Genomic DNA, 17,859 nt, shown 5'->3' with positions numbered 1-17,859 from the left:
AGAACCCGCCTTGTTTAGCTTTTTGAGAAACGATAGCCGACACCGCGAACGGTTTGCACCAAGCGGTCATGACCGTGGGTTTCAAGTGCTTTACGCAGGCGGCGTATGTGCACATCAACGGTTCGGTCTTCGACATAAACGTTTGTTCCCCAAACATGGTCAAGCAACTGCTCACGACTATACACCCTATCTGGGTGGGTCATAAAGAAGTGCAGTAGCTTAAATTCTGTAGGCCCCATATCCAAGCGTTCATTAAACGCCGTAATACGGTGCGAAACGGGGTCTAAACGCAGGCCTTCCACTTCCAGTGGCTCGTCAAGAGCGGTGGGCGCGACGCGACGGAATACAGCACGCATACGCGCCATCAATTCTTTCGGCGAAAAAGGTTTGGTCATGTAATCATCAGCACCAACTTCTAAACCGCGAACTTTATCTTCTTCTTCGCCGCGGGCGGTTAGCATAATGATTGGAATTGACCGGGTGAAATCATCACCCTTTAATTTTTTAGCGAGCTGGATTCCGGAACCACCTGGAATCATCCAGTCCAGTAAGATCATATCGGGGAACGGCTCTATCACTTTATCAAGTGCACTCTGGTAATCGCCTGCTTCAACAGCTTGATAGCCATGTTGTTCCATGACAAAACTTAGCATTTCACGAATTGGCGCTTCATCTTCTACAATCAGTATCTTTCTGGACATGTGCGTCACCTATTGATTTCAAGCACCGCCGATTATCTAGATACTTTATGACACTTTTATGAAAGTCGGCAAATTTGTTTCATTTATTTTAATTGAATGTCTATCCAAACCAGCCGATGGTCGGATGAAACTTCACGGTTACGCACGAGTTCAGCCTTTGCTGCGTTGGGCTCCGGCCAGAATACGCCCGCTTGAATCAGGCTGATACCCGCCACCGATGGTAAAACATAATCTGCGCGCTTGCGCCAACCGGCTGTGTGCGTTGATGCCTGCGGGTTATCCGGTGAATGCGCGGCCCCACCGCGACTTTCTGGCGTTATTTGCGCATTTACTTTGGGGTGTGCCAACAATTGAGCAATGGCGCCAGGAACGTTATCTTCGCTCTCAACCGACGCATTTAAGTCGCCGGCAATGACAAATGCTTGCCCCTCACCAAGACCGCCATAATTGCCATTATCATCGTAAATATAGTCACTTAAATGTGGCTGAATGTAATCCGCCCAAAACCTGATTTCATCGTGATTACGGCGCCCATTACGATCTTCTTTACCATCAAATACGGGTGGCGTTGGGTGGCTGACCAGCACGTGTAAAGTGTGTTGGTTGACAGCTATCGGCACATCCCAGTGCGACTTTGAGCTTAAACGAAATTCTTGCCACGCCGCAGTACTGTAAAACGGTTCACTGGTTCCTGGCTTCAATGGAGCAAGCGCGCCTGGCATGTCCTTCCATTTAAACATTTGAAAGGTACGCACTGCGTCCGTTTGAATTGGGTATTTGGACAACACCGCCATGCCGTATTGGCCCGGATACAAACCGAAACCCCAGGCGTCATTACCGGTGCCTGATGCATTACCATCGCCACTTAAGTCATAAGGGCTGGGCACGCCAGTATTCACCGGAGCAATGTAGGTATAGGGGTAATCAATTGGCGATTCGCCATTTTGGCTCACGGCTAAATAGTCGCGTTTAAATACGTCAATGCCTTGCTGCTGATCGATATAGTCAAATTCATTAAGTACGAGCACATCAGGGCGTGTGTGCTGCACAATTTCAGCTATGGCCTGTATTTGCGGATGTTGTTGCGCTAAAGCATCACGCAAAGCACTCGCGCCTTGGTGTGGAAGCTCTTCTGCAGCAAGGTAATTACTCGCATCCATGCTCACGTTAAAGGTAGCTACCCGCAATGCGACTGGCTCATTAATTTTTTCTTTGGGCATATCGCATCCTACTAAAGTAAGCGCAGATACAGACAAGATAAGGGCTGTATACAATTTCATCGGGGTGGCTGGTCCAATCAGGGTCGCGTTTAGATGTCGTAAAAGAATAAAGGTTCAATTTAATCTATGCAATTTACTTAGAAAATGCGTAAAATATTGTCATATAAATGACATCTTCTTGTGAAAAATTTTTTGTAATTGTCATCAAGGCGTAATAAATGCGGTATAGCTTTGAGTGAATTTTAAGTAAAACCAACAACAACCCAGGAAAATAAAATGAGCACCTCAATGCGATTTTCTCGCACCGCTAGTGCAATAGCCGTGGCCTTAGGCCTCGCTTCAGCATCAGCAGTTGCACAAGATACTTCGGCATCTATGCGTGGTTCTATCGTTGGCCCTACTGGTGAAGGCGCAGCGAACACTCGAGTCATCATAGAGCACGTTCCTTCAGGCAGCCGCTTAGAAGTTACCACCGACGAAACGGGTAATTTCATTGCAAGTGGTTTGCGCGTAGGTGGTCCGTACCGAGTTACTCTTGACTCAGACCTGTACCGCGATACAACTTACAGCGAAGTTTTTCTGAAACTTGGCGAAACTTATCGTTTAACCGCTCAGCTTGAGCAATCAAACGTTGAGCGTATCACTGTTACTGGCGCGGCGCTAAACCCAGCCAGCATGAACAGCGGTTCAACCAGCTCGTTCGGCGAAGACAATATTCGTAACATGCCGACCTTTAACCGCGACCTGAAAGACATTATTCGTCAAAACCCACTTGCAGTAAACTTGGCTGACGAAGATAGCTCTTTGACTGTTGCTGGTAGCAACCCGAAATACAACTCAATTACTGTTGACGGCATCGGCCAAAACGATGACTTCGGTTTGAATGGTAATGGTTATCCAACTCAGCGTTCACCTATTTCTGTGGCTGCTGTTGAACAGTTGTCAATTGACGTTGTGCCATTCTCTGCAAAAGACGGTGGTTTCAGTGGCGCTAAAATCAATGCTGTAACGAAGTCAGGTACCAACGAATTTGAAGGCGAAGTATTCTATGAATACACCAGCGATTCATTAACTGGTAACCCAGATGCTTCTCGTTATGAGCCAGATGCAGCAGCACCTGATTTAGACTTTTCTGAAAAAACGTGGGGCTTCGCAGTTGGCGGTCCAATTATCAAAGATAAATTATTCTTCTTTGTTAACTATGAAAAGTATGAAGAGCCAAAATCTGTAGAGCGCGGGCCAATTGGTGGCGCGGCTAACCAACAAGCTTCAGTAACACAAGATGAAGTTGACCAAATCACTCAAATCGCGCGTGATGTTTATGGCGTTGATGTGGGTACTTGGAACGCAAACCCAGTGCAAGAAGACGAAAAAATTCTCGTTAAACTCGACTGGAACATTAATAACAATCACCGTGCTGCTTTTACTTATCAAACAGCTGAAAGCAACGCGACCAACAATAACGGCGGCAGCTCAAGCACTTTACCGTTGTCTTCACGTTGGTACGATAAGAGCGAAAAGCTTGACGCTATGGCGTTACAAGTTTATTCAAACTGGACCAGCAACTTCTCAAGTGACATCAAATTATCACGCAAGAACGTTGAAACTGCGCAAGCACCTTTGCTTGGCTTAAACTTCGGTCAGGTTAACATCCGTACTGCAGACGGCACTGTGCAAATTGGTCCGGATCAATACCGTCACGCGAATGCCTTAGAGAACACCACAACTGAATTCCAGTTCAACGGTGAATACTTGACTGGCGACCACGCTATCGGTTTCGGTTACGAATATGAAGAAGTCGATATCTTCAACTTGTTCGTACCTGCTTCATTAGGTGTTTGGGATTTCGATACAATTGCTGACTTCGAAAACCAAGAAGCTGCATACTTTGCTTATCGCAATGCCTTCACGAACAACGCAAACGACGGTGCTGCTAGCTTAACGCCTGCAACTCACGCGTTCTATATTGAAGACACGTGGACGCCATCTTGGGACTTAGAAGTAAGCTTTGGCTTACGCTATGAGCGTCAGTCCGTTGACGGTACACCACGTTACAACCAAAACTTCGAAGACCGTTACGGCTTCGCGAATACTGAAAACTTAGACGGTCGCGACATCTGGATGCCACGTGCTGGCTTCAAATATCAGCTTAACGACAACTATCGCTTACGCGGTGGCTTCGGTCGCTACGCTGGTGGTCGTCCAAATGTTTGGATTTCAAATGCCTACTCTGTTGACGGTGTAACTGTTGTTGACGCACCATTCAGTGTTACAAGCAACTATCAGTCAGGCGTTGACATCACCACTATTCCACAAGAAGTGCGTGACAGCTTAACTGCTGGTGACGGTAACACCACACCTATCGACCCGAACTTCGAACTGCCAAACGAATGGCGTTACAGCCTTGGCTTGGATTACGAAGGTGATTTAGGCTTCTTAGGTGAAGACTGGTACGCAAGTGCAGAATATATCCGCACCCGTAAGCAAAACGATGTTCGCTGGGTTGATTTAGCCCGTCGTCCATTAACGGATGCTGATGGCAATGTGGTAACAACTTCTGATGGCGGTCGTATCATCTATGTTGTTGATGACCCATTAGATAACTTCACCCCAACTGAGCCAGGCGAATTCGGTGGTGTTGACCGTTATGACGTGATGTTAACCAACGGCTATGGTGGTAATAGTAATATTTACACCTTCTCGCTTGGTAAAGCGTTCGATAACGGTATCTCATTGAACACTTCATACACGCATCAAGACGTAAACGAAGCAGTTAATGGTGGTTCATCGCAAGCAGCGTCGAACTATCAATACGTAACCGCACTTGATCGTCAAAATCCGTTGCCTGCAACTGCTGGCTACGAAATTGAACATCGCTTCGTAATTACTGCGCAATACAGCACTGAGTTGTTTGCTGGTTACGAGTCGAAGTTTGCAATGTTCTTTGAGCGTGTATCAGGTCGTCCATTTAGCTACGTAATGAGCTCATTCCGCGACTCAGACCTTGGTGACCAATCAGCGTTTAACCGTTCAAGCCAATACTTAGCGTACATCCCAACGGGTCCAAACGATCCGAATGTTGTGTACGAAGGTGGCTTAACGTATGACGACTTAGCACAAATCATCGCTGATAAAGGCCTTGAGCAGTATGCTGGTGGTTATACGGGTCGTAACGAAGCACGTGGTCCATGGAACACCAACATCGACTTACGTTTCGAGCAAGAACTTCCAGGCTTCTGGGAAGGTCACAAAGGTGCCTTGTATCTTGACGTGAAAAACGTGGTTGCTCTATTCGATAAAGATTCAGCGCAACAACACGTGATTCCATTCGCAGATACGACCCAAGGTATTGTTGACTTCGGTGGCTTGACTGATGAAGGTCAGTACATCTACGCACCAGTGTTTGGCGGCTTAGATGACTATGCACCAACGCGCTATCGTGCAGAAGCTTCAACGTGGCAAGTAAAAGTAGGTGTTCGTTACAACTTCTAATTGTTAGAAGTTACTCGAAAACATCAAAGCCCTCGCATATGCGGGGGCTTTTTTTTATCATAGCCAATAACCTAACTAAAACTGAATCAAACTATGCACCACGAAGATTTTATGCGCCGCGCGCTAGAGCTTGCTCAAACCGCCGAGGAATATGGCGAAGTGCCCGTTGGCGCAGTGCTTGTGCTGAATAATGAAATTATCGGTGAAGGCTTTAATCAAGTCATCACCCTGAATGACCCGTCTGCGCACGCGGAAGCTCTGGCAATTAGAGCAGCGGGGCAAGCATTAGGTAACTATCGACTCGTCGACACCACCTTGTACGTTACGCTAGAACCTTGTGCTATGTGTGCAGGTTTAATCACCCATGCGCGCATAAAGACGCTGGTTTATGGTGCAACAGATCCTCGCACCGGTGCAGCAGGTACTGCCATTGAAGTGCTAAATCATAGCTCTATGAATCATAAGGTGGAGATTATTGGCGGTGTTCTTGCGGAAGAGTGCGGCGACATTTTGCGAAACTTCTTCCGTAAACGGCGATAAACCGGCATAAAAAACCCGACGGAGATATCTGCGTCGGGTTTTTGTTTTAAACGTGCTGTTTCTATTTAACCAAGATAAACACGTGCGTTGCGGAACATACGCATCCACGGGCTGTCTTCGCCCCACTCATCTGGATGCCAGCTATTCGCGACGGTACGGAATACCCGCTCAGGGTGCGGCATCATAATGGATACGCGGCCGTCCTGCGTGGTTAAACCGGTGATACCTTCTGGCGAGCCGTTCGGGTTCGCTGGGTAGGCACTCGCAACATCACCACGGTTGGTAATATAGCGCATGGTTACCAGCCCTTCATTATTCACGGTAGCAAGGTTACTGCCTTTAAACTCAGCACGGCCTTCGCCGTGTGATACCGCGATTGGCATGCGTGAACCCGCCATACCGTCAAAGAACAATGAATTACTCTTTTGAACTTCAACCAAGCTAAAGCGCGCTTCAAAACGCTCAGAGCGGTTCGTCACAAAGTGTGGCCATGCTTCTGCACCTGGAATCAGTTCTTTCAGGTTCGACAACATCTGGCAGCCGTTACACACGCCTAATGCGAAGGTTTTGTTGCGCTCGAAGAAAGCAGCGAACTCATCGCGTGCGCGGCTGTTGAACAGAATCGATTTTGCCCAACCTTCACCAGCGCCAAGTACGTCACCGTACGAGAAACCGCCACAAGCGACCAAGCCATTAAATTTCTCAAGGCTTACGCGGCCACTTAAGATGTCACTCATATGCACATCAATTGCGGCAAAGCCTGCGCGGTCAAACGCTGCTGCCATTTCAATGTGCGAGTTAACACCCTGCTCGCGCAAAACGGCAACCATAGGGTCACGTCCAGTATTGATATAGGGTGCGGCAACGTCTTCACTGACATCAAAGCTTAAATCGGCAAATAGGCCTGGGTCATTGAGGTTTTGCTTCGCCTCAAATTCTTCATCGGCACACTCAGGGTTGTCGCGTAAACGCTGCATTTGGTGCGTGGTTTCTGCCCAAATCGCACGATAATGGCTACGCAAATGCGAAAGCACTTCTTCGCCATTTCGGTTAAAGCGCACCACGTCTTCACGTACCGGACGCCCGATAACGTGTACACAGTCTTCCAACCCATGTTCCGCATAAACTGCCAGCACATTGTCCAATTGCTCAACGCTTACTTGCACCACAGCACCGAGCTCTTCGCTAAATAACGCGGCCAAGTCGTCATCACCGAGTGTATCCAGTGCAACTTCAACACCGCAGTGACCGGCAAAGGCCATTTCTGCTACTGCCGCAAATAGTCCGCCGTCAGAACGATCGTGATAAGCCATAAGTTTCTTATCATGAACTAACTGCTGGGTTGCATTGAAAAAGCCTTTCAAAACTTCAGCGTTATCAACATCAGGAGTCATATCACCCAATTGGCGATAAACTTGCGCCAACGCCGACCCGCCCAAGCGGTTTTTCCCGCTGCCAAGGTCAATCAGCAACAGCTTGCTGTCACCCTTGTCCACACGTAGCTGTGGCGTTACCGTGCGGCGCACGTCGCGCACGCGGCCGAATGCGGTGATCACCAGGCTTAGCGGCGCAGTAACAGCTTTTTTGCCCTGCTCATCTTGCCACTGGGTTTTCATCGACATGGAGTCTTTACCCACTGGAATAGTAATTCCAAGCGCTGGACATAGCTCTTCGCCAATGGCTTTCACTGCTTCGTATAAGCCGGCATCTTCACCTGGGTGACCCGCTGCGGCCATCCAGTTTGCAGATAATTTAACGTTTTTAAGGTCGCCAATATCAGCAGCCGCAATGTTAGTCAGTGACTCGCCCACGGCCATTCGCGCGGATGCTGCGTAATTTAACAGCGCCAGTGGCGTGCGTTCACCCATGGCCATTGCTTCGCCAGCGTAGGTATCGTAGCTGGCTGCTGTCACGGCTACATCGGCGACTGGAATTTGCCACGGCCCGACCATTTGATCGCGCGCGACTAGACCTGTCACGGTGCGGTCACCAATGGTAATTAAGAATGTTTTTTCAGCAATTGCGGGCAGTCGTAATAAACGTTTTGCCGCTTCATTAATCTTGATGCCTTCGCGAGCAAGTGCTTCACCGTTAACCTGTTGTGACTTCACGTCACGGTGCATTTTCGGCGGCTTGCCGAGTAATACATTCAGCGGCAAATCAATCGGCTTGTTCTCAAAATGCGCATCGGTAAGGCTAAGATGCTCAGCTTCGGTAGCTTCACCAATAACCGCAAATGGCGCACGTTCGCGCGCGCAGATGTCTTCAAATACGCTCATGCGCTCTGGCGCAATTGCCATCACATAACGTTCTTGCGACTCGTTACACCAAATTTCCAGCGGCGACATGCCTGGTTCGTCGTTCGGGATTTTCCGCAGGTCGAATTTACCACCGCGACCACCGTCGCTCACCAGCTCAGGCATTGCGTTCGATAAACCGCCTGCGCCAACGTCGTGAATAAATACAATCGGGTTTTTATCGCCCATCTGCCAGCAGCGGTCGATCACTTCCTGACAACGACGCTCCATTTCTGGGTTGTCGCGTTGTACCGATGCGAAATCAAGATCTTCAGTGGAGGTGCCCGAAGTCATTGACGAGGCAGCACTGCCACCTAAACCAATGTTCATGGCTGGCCCGCCAAGCACAACCAGCTTCGCACCAACCGGAATTTCGCCTTTTTCAACGTGCTGCTCACGAATATTACCCAAGCCACCGGCAATCATAATTGGCTTATGGTAACCGCGAATCTCTTCGCCATTGTGGCTGGTTACTTTTTCTTCATAAGTACGGAAATAACCTGTTAACGCAGGGCGGCCAAACTCATTATTAAATGCTGCGCCGCCTAATGGCCCCTCGAGCATAATATCGAGTGCAGTCACAATACGATCAGGCTTGCCGAAGTCTTCTTCCCATGGCTGTTCAAAGCCTGGAATACGCAAGTTAGAAACACTAAAGCCAACCAAGCCAGCTTTTGGTTTTGAACCACGACCGGTAGCGCCTTCGTCACGAATTTCGCCACCAGAACCGGTTGCCGCACCAGGGTATGGTGAAATGGCTGTTGGGTGGTTGTGCGTTTCTACTTTCATTAAAATATGAATCGGCTCATGGAAATAGCTGTATTCGCCTGCAGCATTTGAACCGGTCGGGTACGGATAAAAACGACCCGCTTCTGAGCCAACCATAACTGCGGCATTGTCTTTGTATGCCGAAAGCACGTTGTCAGGAGTAATCTCGTACGTGTTTTTAATCATTTTGAACAACGATTTCAGTTGTTCTTTTCCGTCTATGGTCCAATCGGCATTGAAAATCTTATGGCGGCAATGCTCTGAATTCGCTTGCGCAAACATATAGAGTTCAATGTCGTTCGGATTACGCTTTAATGCGCTGAAGTTTTCAAATAAGTAATCAATTTCGTCGTCAGCCAGCGCGAGCCCCATAACCACGTTGGCTTGTTGCAGCGCATCGCGGCCACCTTGCAATATATCGATACTTTGTAGCGGCGCAGGCTCAGCTTCGGTAAATAGCACAGCAGCTTCATCAAGGCTGTCGAGTACCATTTCTGTCATGCGGTCATGAATCAACGCTGCGGCTTGTTGCTGCTGCTCTGCGCTTAGGTTGCCAGAAAGGTAATAGGCAATGCCGCGCTCAATTCGATGGATTTGGGTGAGGCCACAATTATGAGCGATGTCGGTAGCTTTAGACGACCATGGAGAGATTGTTCCTTGGCGAGGAACGACAACAAGCAACTGCCCTTCCGGAATATGAGAAGCCAGTGCAGGCCCATAAGTGAGTAGCTTCGCTAATACCGCATTAGAGTCATCATCAAGCTTTTGCTCAACATCAACAAAATGCATGTACTCGGCGTATACTTCAGCGACAGGTAGACCGGCACTTTGCAAACGTTGCAATAACTTTTCAGTTCGAAAATCAGACAAAGCGGGGGCACCGCGTACTATTTCCACAGACATGTCTCCAAAAATTATGGGGAAATTATTCTTGTTTCTCAGTTAATCTAAACCATTTCTGCCGACGCTCGGTCTGCAAATGGCGTCGCTTACGCAACCAAGCGCGACGGCGCTCGGGTGATACTAATCGGCGGCTCTTATTGCGCATTATTTCACTCCATCACCACTTCCCTCAGGGATAATGATTTCCATAGATTTAGCTGGGATGCGTCCGCGCTCGTCCAACCAAACCAACGTGTCGAAATAGCGACGTATGTTCCCTACGTATCGCACCGGTTCATCACCACGCGCAAACCCAAATCGGGTTTGTCGATAAAATTTCTTTTGACGTAATAAAGGTAGTCGTTTTCGCACATCTATCCAACGATCGGCGTCTCCGCCTTGTTGCTGGGTTAAAATACGTGCGTCTTCTAAATGACCGTAGCCGATATTGTAAGCGGCTAAGGCAAACCAAATTCGATCAGGCTCAGGTATTCTGGCTGGAATTCGCTCCAACATGCGTTCAAAGTAACGCGCACCGCCTTCAATGCTTTGTTCTGGATTCAATCGGCTGGTAACACCCATTGCTTTTGCCGTTGGCAGGGTAAGCATCATCATGCCGCGTACACCTGTTGGCGACAGCGCGCGCGGATTCCACAGACTTTCTTGATAGCTTATTGCAGCTAATAAGCGCCAATCGAGCGCGCCTGCATACTTTTCAAACGAGTCACGATACTTCGGCAATACAGTCTGCACTGCATTAATAAACAAGCTGGTATCAACGTAGTTAAAACTCGATACATGGCCATAATGCTGATCAAGCAACTGCGACAGCTGCCCGGAATGGCGCAAATTACCAAAGAAATCGATCACTTCAGAATATAAAGAAGAATCGACTTGTTGGTTAACAAGCCAAGCAATGTCTACGTTGTCACGCACGGTGAATGCAACACTTAAATCGGGGTAATAGCGCCGTTGAATGTCGAGTGTGTTGCTATCGGCAATGGTGTAGGCAATATCACCCTCAACAACCTGACGTAACAGCTCACTGGCATCATGGTCATCCGTTGTACGCCACTGTAAGTTTGGGTAGTCAGGGGCGACACTTTCCAACCAGTCCTGATGGCTGGAACCTTCCACCACCACCAGTTCGGCATCCAGTTCTTCTAAACTACGCGGCCTGTCTCGCGAACCTTGCCGAAATACAATGCGCTGGGCCACTTCCATGTACGGTGGGCCAAAGCGAAATCGTTCGGCACGTTGAGCTGTGCGGTCAAGCCCGGCGGCCAATAAATCAACCTCGCCGGAATCGAGCAAGTTCAACAGATTTTTGACGTTGTAGCGCGACACCATTTCGAGCTCAACGCCGAGCTCATCGGCAAAGTTCTGGGCCAGTATAAATTCAATACCGGCCTGGCCTTCTGCATCGAGATAATAGCTGGTTGGCCCTAACAGGGTGCCAACACGCAATACCCCACGTGCTTTTATAGCCTCAAGCTGGCTGGGCTGTGTCTCAGGTGTACACCCAAGCAACAACCCGACAAGCAATAAGCTAGCCAGCCAACGAAGCACGTGCTATTCCCACTCTATCGTTGCAGGCGGTTTACCCGATATATCGTAAACCACGCGCGAAATACCATCGATTTCGTTAATGATGCGGTTCGACACTTTTTCGAGTAACTCGTAAGGTAAATGAGCCCAGCGCGCGGTCATAAAATCTATGGTTTCTACTGCACGCAACGCGATAACCCAATCGTATTTACGGGCATCGCCCATTACCCCAACCGAACGTACCGGCAGGAACACCGCAAACGCCTGATTAACATCGTGGTAGATGCCAGCATTACGAAGCTCGGTGATGAAAATATGATCGGCGCGGCGTAACAGGTCGCAATACTCTTTTTTGACCTCAGCCAGAACCCGAACACCTAAGCCTGGCCCAGGGAACGGATGGCGGTACAGCATTTCGTACGGCAGGCCAAGTTCCAAGCCAATTTTGCGTACTTCGTCTTTAAACAGTTCGCGCAACGGCTCAACCAGGTTGAGCTTCATGTCTGCTGGCAGCCCACCAACATTGTGGTGCGACTTGATAACATGTGCTTTGCCAGTTTTCGACCCTGCCGATTCAATCACATCGGGATAAATTGTGCCTTGGGCAAGAAATGATACATCTTTGATGTGACTTGCTTGTTCATCAAAGATGTCAATAAATACACCACCAATAATCTTACGTTTCGCTTCTGGATCATGCTCACCAGCAAGCGCATCAAGAAAACGGTTCTCGGCATCAACATGAACAATGTTTAACCCGTAGTGGTCACCAAACATTTCCATTACTTGCTCAGCTTCTTGCCAACGCAACAAGCCATTGTCGACAAATACGCACGTTAGCTGATCACCGATTGCACGGTGCAATAACATTGCGGTTACTGAACTATCAACGCCGCCGGATAAACCAAGTACAACTTTTTCGCTGCCAACTTGTTCACGAATTCGAGCCACTGCATCATCAATAATGTGTGCGGGTGTCCAATTGCATTCGCATTCGCAAATCTCAACTACAAAGTGCTCAAGCATGCGCAGACCCTGGCGGGTATGCGTTACTTCCGGATGGAACTGCACGCCATAAAAATCACGTGTGTCGTCAGCCATTGCCGCAATTGGGCACGTTGGCGTTTGTGCAACAATGTCAAAACCTTCAGGTGCTTCAATAACTTTATCGCCATGGCTCATCCAAACGTCTAGTAGCGGATTGCCGTTTTCGTGCACGCTGTCTTCAATGTGGTGGAACAATGCGCATGGCGCAATACGCTCAACCTGTGCATAACCAAACTCACGCTCTAGCGAACCTTGAACTTGGCCGCCCAGCTGCGCCGCCATAGTTTGCATGCCATAGCAGATACCAAATACCGGCACGCCCGCCTCAAATACATACTGCGGTGCACGCGGTGAATTTTCAGCGGTTACTGATTCTGGGCCACCCGACAAAATAATGCCGTTCGGTTTAAAGTTTTTGATGTCTTCGTCACTGACATCCCACGCCCACAATTCACAATAAACGCCCAATTCACGAACGCGGCGTGCTATCAGCTGAGTGTATTGCGAACCGAAGTCTAAAATTAAAATTCGATGTGCATGAATATCTTGCATGATTACTTAACCCATCCGGTAGTTTGGTGCTTCTTTGGTAATTTGCACATCGTGAACGTGTGATTCACCCATGCCCGCTGCAGTGACTTTCACAAACTGTGGCTTGGTGCGCATTTCTTTCATATTCGCAGAACCTGTTAAGCCCATTGCCGAACGCAAACCACCCATTTGCTGATGAATAATGGTGGCAATTGGTCCTTTGTAGGCAACGCGACCTTCAATACCTTCAGGTACTAGCTTTTCAGCTTCATTGCTCGCTTGGAAATAACGGTCTGATGAGCCATGGCGTTGGTTCATCGCGCCAATGCTGCCCATGCCACGATACGATTTGTAATAACGGCCTTGGTACAGCTCAACTTCGCCTGGTGACTCTTCCGTACCAGCCAGCATGCTGCCAACCATCACGCAGTCAGCGCCAGCGGCTATCGCTTTGGCGATGTCGCCTGAAAAACGGATACCACCGTCAGCGATTACAGGAATATTTGTTCCTTTCAACGCGTCAACCGCATCACTAATTGCTGTGATTTGTGGCACGCCACAACCGGTGACAATGCGCGTGGTACAAATTGAACCCGGGCCAATACCGACTTTAACGGCATCCACACCGGCATCGGCCAGCGCTTTTGCACCCGCACCTGTCGCAACGTTGCCGGCGATAATTTGTAAATCAGGGTACGTTTTACGCGCCCAGATAACACGGTCAATAACGCCCTGTGAATGACCATGCGAGGTATCAATTAACAACACATCAACGCCAGCTTCAACCAGCGCTTCAATGCGCTCGTCAGTGCCCGGGCCTACGCCTACAGCGGCACCCACGCGCAAGCGACCCAATTCGTCTTTACAGGCGTTGGGTTTATTTTCTGCTTTAGTGAAATCTTTAAGAGTGATCATACCGCGCAAGTGAAACGCGTCATCTACAACGAGAATTTTTTCAATGCGATGTTGATGCATCAGATTCAAAATTTCTTCGCTATCAGCGTTTTCTTTTACCGTGATGAGCTTATCTTTTTGCGTCATGATTGAGCTTACCAGGCGATTATCGTCGCGCTCTGCGCGCGTATCGCGACCCGTGATAATGCCGACCAATTCACCTGACTTTTCAACCACTGGAAAACCGTGGAAACCATGCTCAACCGCTAAGGCGCGAATTTCTCCAAGCGATGTATCTGGGCTAACTGTGATAGGATCAGAAACCACGCCGCTTTCGTACTTCTTCACTTTGCGTACGTGCGCAGCTTGTTCTGCAATTGTCATATTCTTATGAACGAAACCTAAGCCGCCTTCTTGCGCTAAAGCAATAGCAAGTGCTGCCTCGGTAACAGTGTCCATTGCGGCGGAAACCATCGGAATATTGAGTTCAATTGAGCGCGTTAACCGCGTGCGTAGGTCGGCTGTATGGGGTAATACAGTTGAATGTCCAGGGACGAGCAAAACGTCGTCAAAGGTAAGGGCTTCTTGAGCAATTCGTAGCATGGCAACATCTCACTGGCTGACTTAATGTTGCGAGCAGATTTTACTCGCAAACCGCTTTTCAGTAAACTGATTTTTTCAATTCTTACCGAGGTTTTCACATGCAGCAACCGCACATATTTACTGTTCATAGCTTAAATACCGAGGTGCGGCAGGTGCTTGAGCAAGGCTTCGGTTCAATTTGGCTGGTTGGCGAAATATCAAACTTTGCCGCACCAGGCTCCGGTCATTGGTATTTTACCCTAAAAGATGAGCGCGCGCAGATTCGTGCAGCAATGTTTAGAAATACCAATCAACGCGTCAAAATTCGGCCGCAACAAGGCATGCAGGTACTGGTTCGCGCCAAATTAACAGTGTATGAACCGCGGGGCGATTACCAACTCATCATTGAGCATATGGAAGATGCCGGTGCTGGCTTGTTGCAGCAAAAGTATGAACAACTCAAAGCGAAGCTGCAGGCTGAAGGCCTGTTCGATGCTGCGCACAAACAGGCGCTGCCCGAATCAATCAAGAAAGTTGGCGTCATTACGTCGCCCACGGGTGCGGCAGTGCGCGATATTTTAGCGGTGTTGAATCGCCGAGACCCAAGTATTGAGGTCATTATTTACCCGAGCTCAGTGCAAGGCCAAGCGGCCACTGGTGAACTATTAAATATGCTGCAGCGTGCGATATCGCGTAATGAAGTTGATGTATTGATTATGGCGCGCGGTGGCGGCTCACTGGAAGATCTCTGGTGTTTTAACGACGAGCAGTTGGCGTATGCACTGCACAGCTGCCCTATTCCAACCATTTCTGCGGTGGGTCATGAAGTTGATTTTACCATTTGTGACTTCGTTGCCGATGTGCGCGCCCCAACCCCGTCAGCCGCTGCAGAGTTAGTCAGCCGTGATCAGCGCGAAAACTTGCAACGGGTAACTCACTTAAGCCACCGTATTGAGCAGGCATGGCAGCGCCAACTCCGGCAATGGCAGCAACAAGCAAATTACTTAGTACAGCGCCTGCAACAGCGCGATCCGCAGCGACAACTGCAGCAAAACAATCAACGCCTTGATGAGTTGTCTTTGCGTGCGGGCAGCGCAGTACAACGTGTCGTGTCACAGCAACAACGTAATCAACTGCAGATTCAGAACCGCCTGCAAACCGTGCATCCAGAGCGACGCATTGCCCCATTGAAACAACAGCAACAGCAACTTCAGCAGAGATTACAGTTGGCGATGCAGCAACTGGTTAAACAACAGCGCCAGCACTATCAAGGGATTACCCAAGCATTGCATATGGTTAGCCCCTTGCAAACCATTGAGCGTGGTTACGCCGTGGTGCGAAAAGCGGATGGCAGCGTGGTGCGTAGCCCAGAACAGTTAGCAGCAGGTGAAGCCTTTCAGGTGAAAGTTGCGCAGGGTGATTTTACCGCCACGAAAACTGGCAACGAAAGCACTTAAATAGTTACTAGAAACTGAATCAGCGCATACCAAAGTGGCAAGGTGACAAAACATAAAATTACGCCATAACCCACAATAGCGGCGGATAATGTCGGCGCCAGCCCCGCCATAATTGCTAACGCGCCAGCCGAAATCATGGCAGGCATTGCTGCTTCCATAATTGTCACCTGCACGGCCAGCTGTTCCAGCCCAAACCCGTAGAGCACGGCCAATGCAACCAATGGCGTGGCAACTAACTTTAGCCCTAGAGCCCAATATAGCGGTGCACGATCTTCTTGCGGCAGACGGAATTTCAGCTGAAAGCCCACCGCGACCATGATGACGGGTACCAACGTGATTGCCAGCGAATCAATAAACTGACTTAAAACTTCAGGGTAATTAAAGCCACGCGCCGCAAAAGCGATAACCAATGCCACAAAAGGCGGGAACTTGGCTATGCGCCAGGCAATAGCACCGGCACTTGGACGTTGTGCACTGGTGCCCGGTTCATGGCTGTAAATAGCGGCAACGATGGTTGCGTAAATCGATAAGATGAAGAACGAGCCCAGTTGGTCGTAAAGCAACGCATAAGGGATGCCTTCAGTACCGAAAAAGGCCTCAATCATCGGGAAACCGACAAACGACGTGTTGCCAAGCGGCACCACAATCAACATTGCACCGGTGGTTAAGCGTGACCAATTCAGCCACTTTGCCAGAGCCAGTATGACCGGAACCGTCAATAACAGCAGCAACCAAGGCATTAACGCCGGATACAACAGCTCTTTGCCAAATGTCAGGCTGGGTATTTTTTGCAGCACCACGGCCGGCAGTGCAACGTAGATCACGTAGGCATTAAGAATTTGCCCCGTGTTTTGTGGAAATTGCCGACTACGTTGCAGCAATAAGCCAATAACAACGTAGCCAGCAATAAAGATGAAGTTTGCCATCAATCGCGTTCGTTATGAAAGATGGCAATAGTGTACCTTGCTTAAAACTTATGTTCGATACCAATCGCAAGATAACTCTGATTCACGTCGATGCTTTCTAGATCACGACCCGTATACCAGCTATAAACTTTGGTGTTTTTACCCAGTTTATAGTCGACGCCTGCAGCCAATGATGTTTGTTCGCCATCAACACTGAAATCCATCATTTGATACTGTGCTTTGAAGGTAAAGTTTTGATACGGATATTTAATACTCGCAACATAACCATCGGCTTCAGCAGTACCGTCTACTTGTTCCTGTTGTTGCCACATTAAGCCGACAACTGCTTCAGAAACCTTGGTGTAACCGACTAAACGCTCAATATCGTAACCGTCAACTTCACGGTCAATAGCGGCACCAACGTAAAAGCGTGTGTCGTCAAGACCTTCATCGCCGTAACTCACGCCAGTAGAGATGCCATCATCAACCAATGGATCATCGCTAGCAATATAGCTTACTGCGAAACGCACATGGTTAAACGCTGGTGAATAGTAGCTTACGCTGCTGCTTAAGCGGTTTTCACCTTCAAAAATGGCTTTAATGTCGCCTTCATAGTCGCTGAATAAGTCAATATCGCCTTGAATTGTTTTCAACACGGTATCGCGGCGGCCAATGGTGACTTCACCAAAATTGCCCTTCAAACCTATATATTGATTGCGCGATTTTAAATTGTCTGACCCGCCCAAATCGGCTACATCCACTTGCCATTCAAGCTTATAAATAACTTCAAGATCATCATTTAACTGCGTGCCACCTTGAATTCCGAAACGTGAAGCGTTCGATACCATATCGGTTTGCGAACCGTTTCCGTCATCAAGATCGTTACTTTGCAAAGAAACATTTATTTTACCGTAAATGTCCCAAGCTAATGGCTTCTCTTCGGCGAACGCAGGTTGAGTAAGTACTGCTACTGCCGCCGCAACTGCTGAGGTAAG

11 protein-coding genes are annotated in these 17,859 nt (G+C 48.7%); 3 read left to right on the top strand and 8 right to left on the bottom strand.

All coding sequences use genetic code 11. From position 1 onward, the window contains the following. Positions 1 to 14: 14 nt before the first annotated feature. Positions 15 to 701, bottom strand: a complete 687-nt coding sequence (gene phoB / locus ACN0UN_RS08365; protein WP_417659575.1) for a phosphate regulon transcriptional regulator PhoB — start codon at positions 699 to 701, stop codon at positions 15 to 17. Between the two features lie 83 nt (positions 702 to 784). Next, entirely contained in the window at positions 785 to 1,921 is a 1,137-nt protein-coding gene (locus ACN0UN_RS08360) for an endonuclease/exonuclease/phosphatase family protein (protein ID WP_417659574.1), read from the bottom strand. A 276-nt stretch (positions 1,922 to 2,197) separates the two neighbouring features. On the opposite strand from ACN0UN_RS08360, the gene ACN0UN_RS08355 reads away from it, so the two are divergent. Together ACN0UN_RS08355 and tadA are read left to right on the top strand one after the other, a co-directional pair. After that, entirely contained in the window at positions 2,198 to 5,413 is a 3,216-nt protein-coding gene (locus tag ACN0UN_RS08355) for a TonB-dependent receptor (protein ID WP_417659573.1), read from the top strand. A 93-nt stretch (positions 5,414 to 5,506) separates the two neighbouring features. Beyond that, a complete protein-coding gene (tadA, locus tag ACN0UN_RS08350; RefSeq protein WP_128352955.1) occupies positions 5,507 to 5,953 on the top strand; it encodes a tRNA adenosine(34) deaminase TadA in 447 nt (148 codons plus the stop codon). Between the two features lie 65 nt (positions 5,954 to 6,018). Here tadA and purL read toward each other — a convergent pair whose 3' ends face one another. The 4 genes from purL to guaB all read right to left on the bottom strand — a co-directional run bounded on the left by purL (position 6,019) and on the right by guaB (position 14,523). Continuing rightward, positions 6,019 to 9,915, bottom strand: a complete 3,897-nt coding sequence (gene purL, locus ACN0UN_RS08345) for a phosphoribosylformylglycinamidine synthase (protein ID WP_417659635.1) — start codon at positions 9,913 to 9,915, stop codon at positions 6,019 to 6,021. Between the two features lie 150 nt (positions 9,916 to 10,065). Beyond that, positions 10,066 to 11,469, bottom strand: a complete 1,404-nt coding sequence (mltF, locus tag ACN0UN_RS08340) for a membrane-bound lytic murein transglycosylase MltF (protein ID WP_417659572.1) — start codon at positions 11,467 to 11,469, stop codon at positions 10,066 to 10,068. Positions 11,470 to 11,472: 3 nt separating this feature from the next. Then, positions 11,473 to 13,047, bottom strand: coding sequence for a glutamine-hydrolyzing GMP synthase (guaA, locus tag ACN0UN_RS08335; RefSeq protein ID WP_417659571.1), 1,575 nt, complete (start codon positions 13,045 to 13,047; stop codon positions 11,473 to 11,475). A gap of 6 nt (positions 13,048 to 13,053) precedes the next feature. Next, positions 13,054 to 14,523 carry an IMP dehydrogenase gene (guaB, locus tag ACN0UN_RS08330; RefSeq protein WP_417659570.1) on the bottom strand — a complete coding sequence of 490 codons (1,470 nt, stop codon included), beginning with the start codon at positions 14,521 to 14,523 and terminating at the stop codon, positions 13,054 to 13,056. Between the two features lie 98 nt (positions 14,524 to 14,621). Between guaB and xseA the strand changes: the two genes are divergently transcribed. Then, entirely contained in the window at positions 14,622 to 15,959 is a 1,338-nt protein-coding gene (gene xseA / locus ACN0UN_RS08325) for an exodeoxyribonuclease VII large subunit (protein ID WP_417659569.1), read from the top strand. On the opposite strand, the gene ACN0UN_RS08320 is transcribed toward xseA, so the two are convergent. Together ACN0UN_RS08320 and ACN0UN_RS08315 are read right to left on the bottom strand one after the other, a co-directional pair. Continuing rightward, positions 15,956 to 16,885: an AEC family transporter gene (locus tag ACN0UN_RS08320; RefSeq protein WP_128352961.1), complete on the bottom strand. Its 930-nt coding sequence runs from the start codon at positions 16,883 to 16,885 to the stop codon at positions 15,956 to 15,958. The genes xseA and ACN0UN_RS08320 overlap by 4 nt on opposite strands. Positions 16,886 to 16,926: 41 nt before the next feature. After that, positions 16,927 to 17,859 (bottom strand): porin (locus ACN0UN_RS08315; protein WP_417659568.1); only part of this gene is annotated, 933 nt, incomplete at its 5' end.

This window comes from Pseudidiomarina sp. (assembly GCF_048267825.1).
Classification (GTDB): Bacteria; Pseudomonadota; Gammaproteobacteria; order Enterobacterales; family Alteromonadaceae; genus Pseudidiomarina.
The sequence above is the reverse complement of the archived record's forward strand: the minus strand, read 5'-3'. Positions and strand labels throughout refer to the sequence as shown.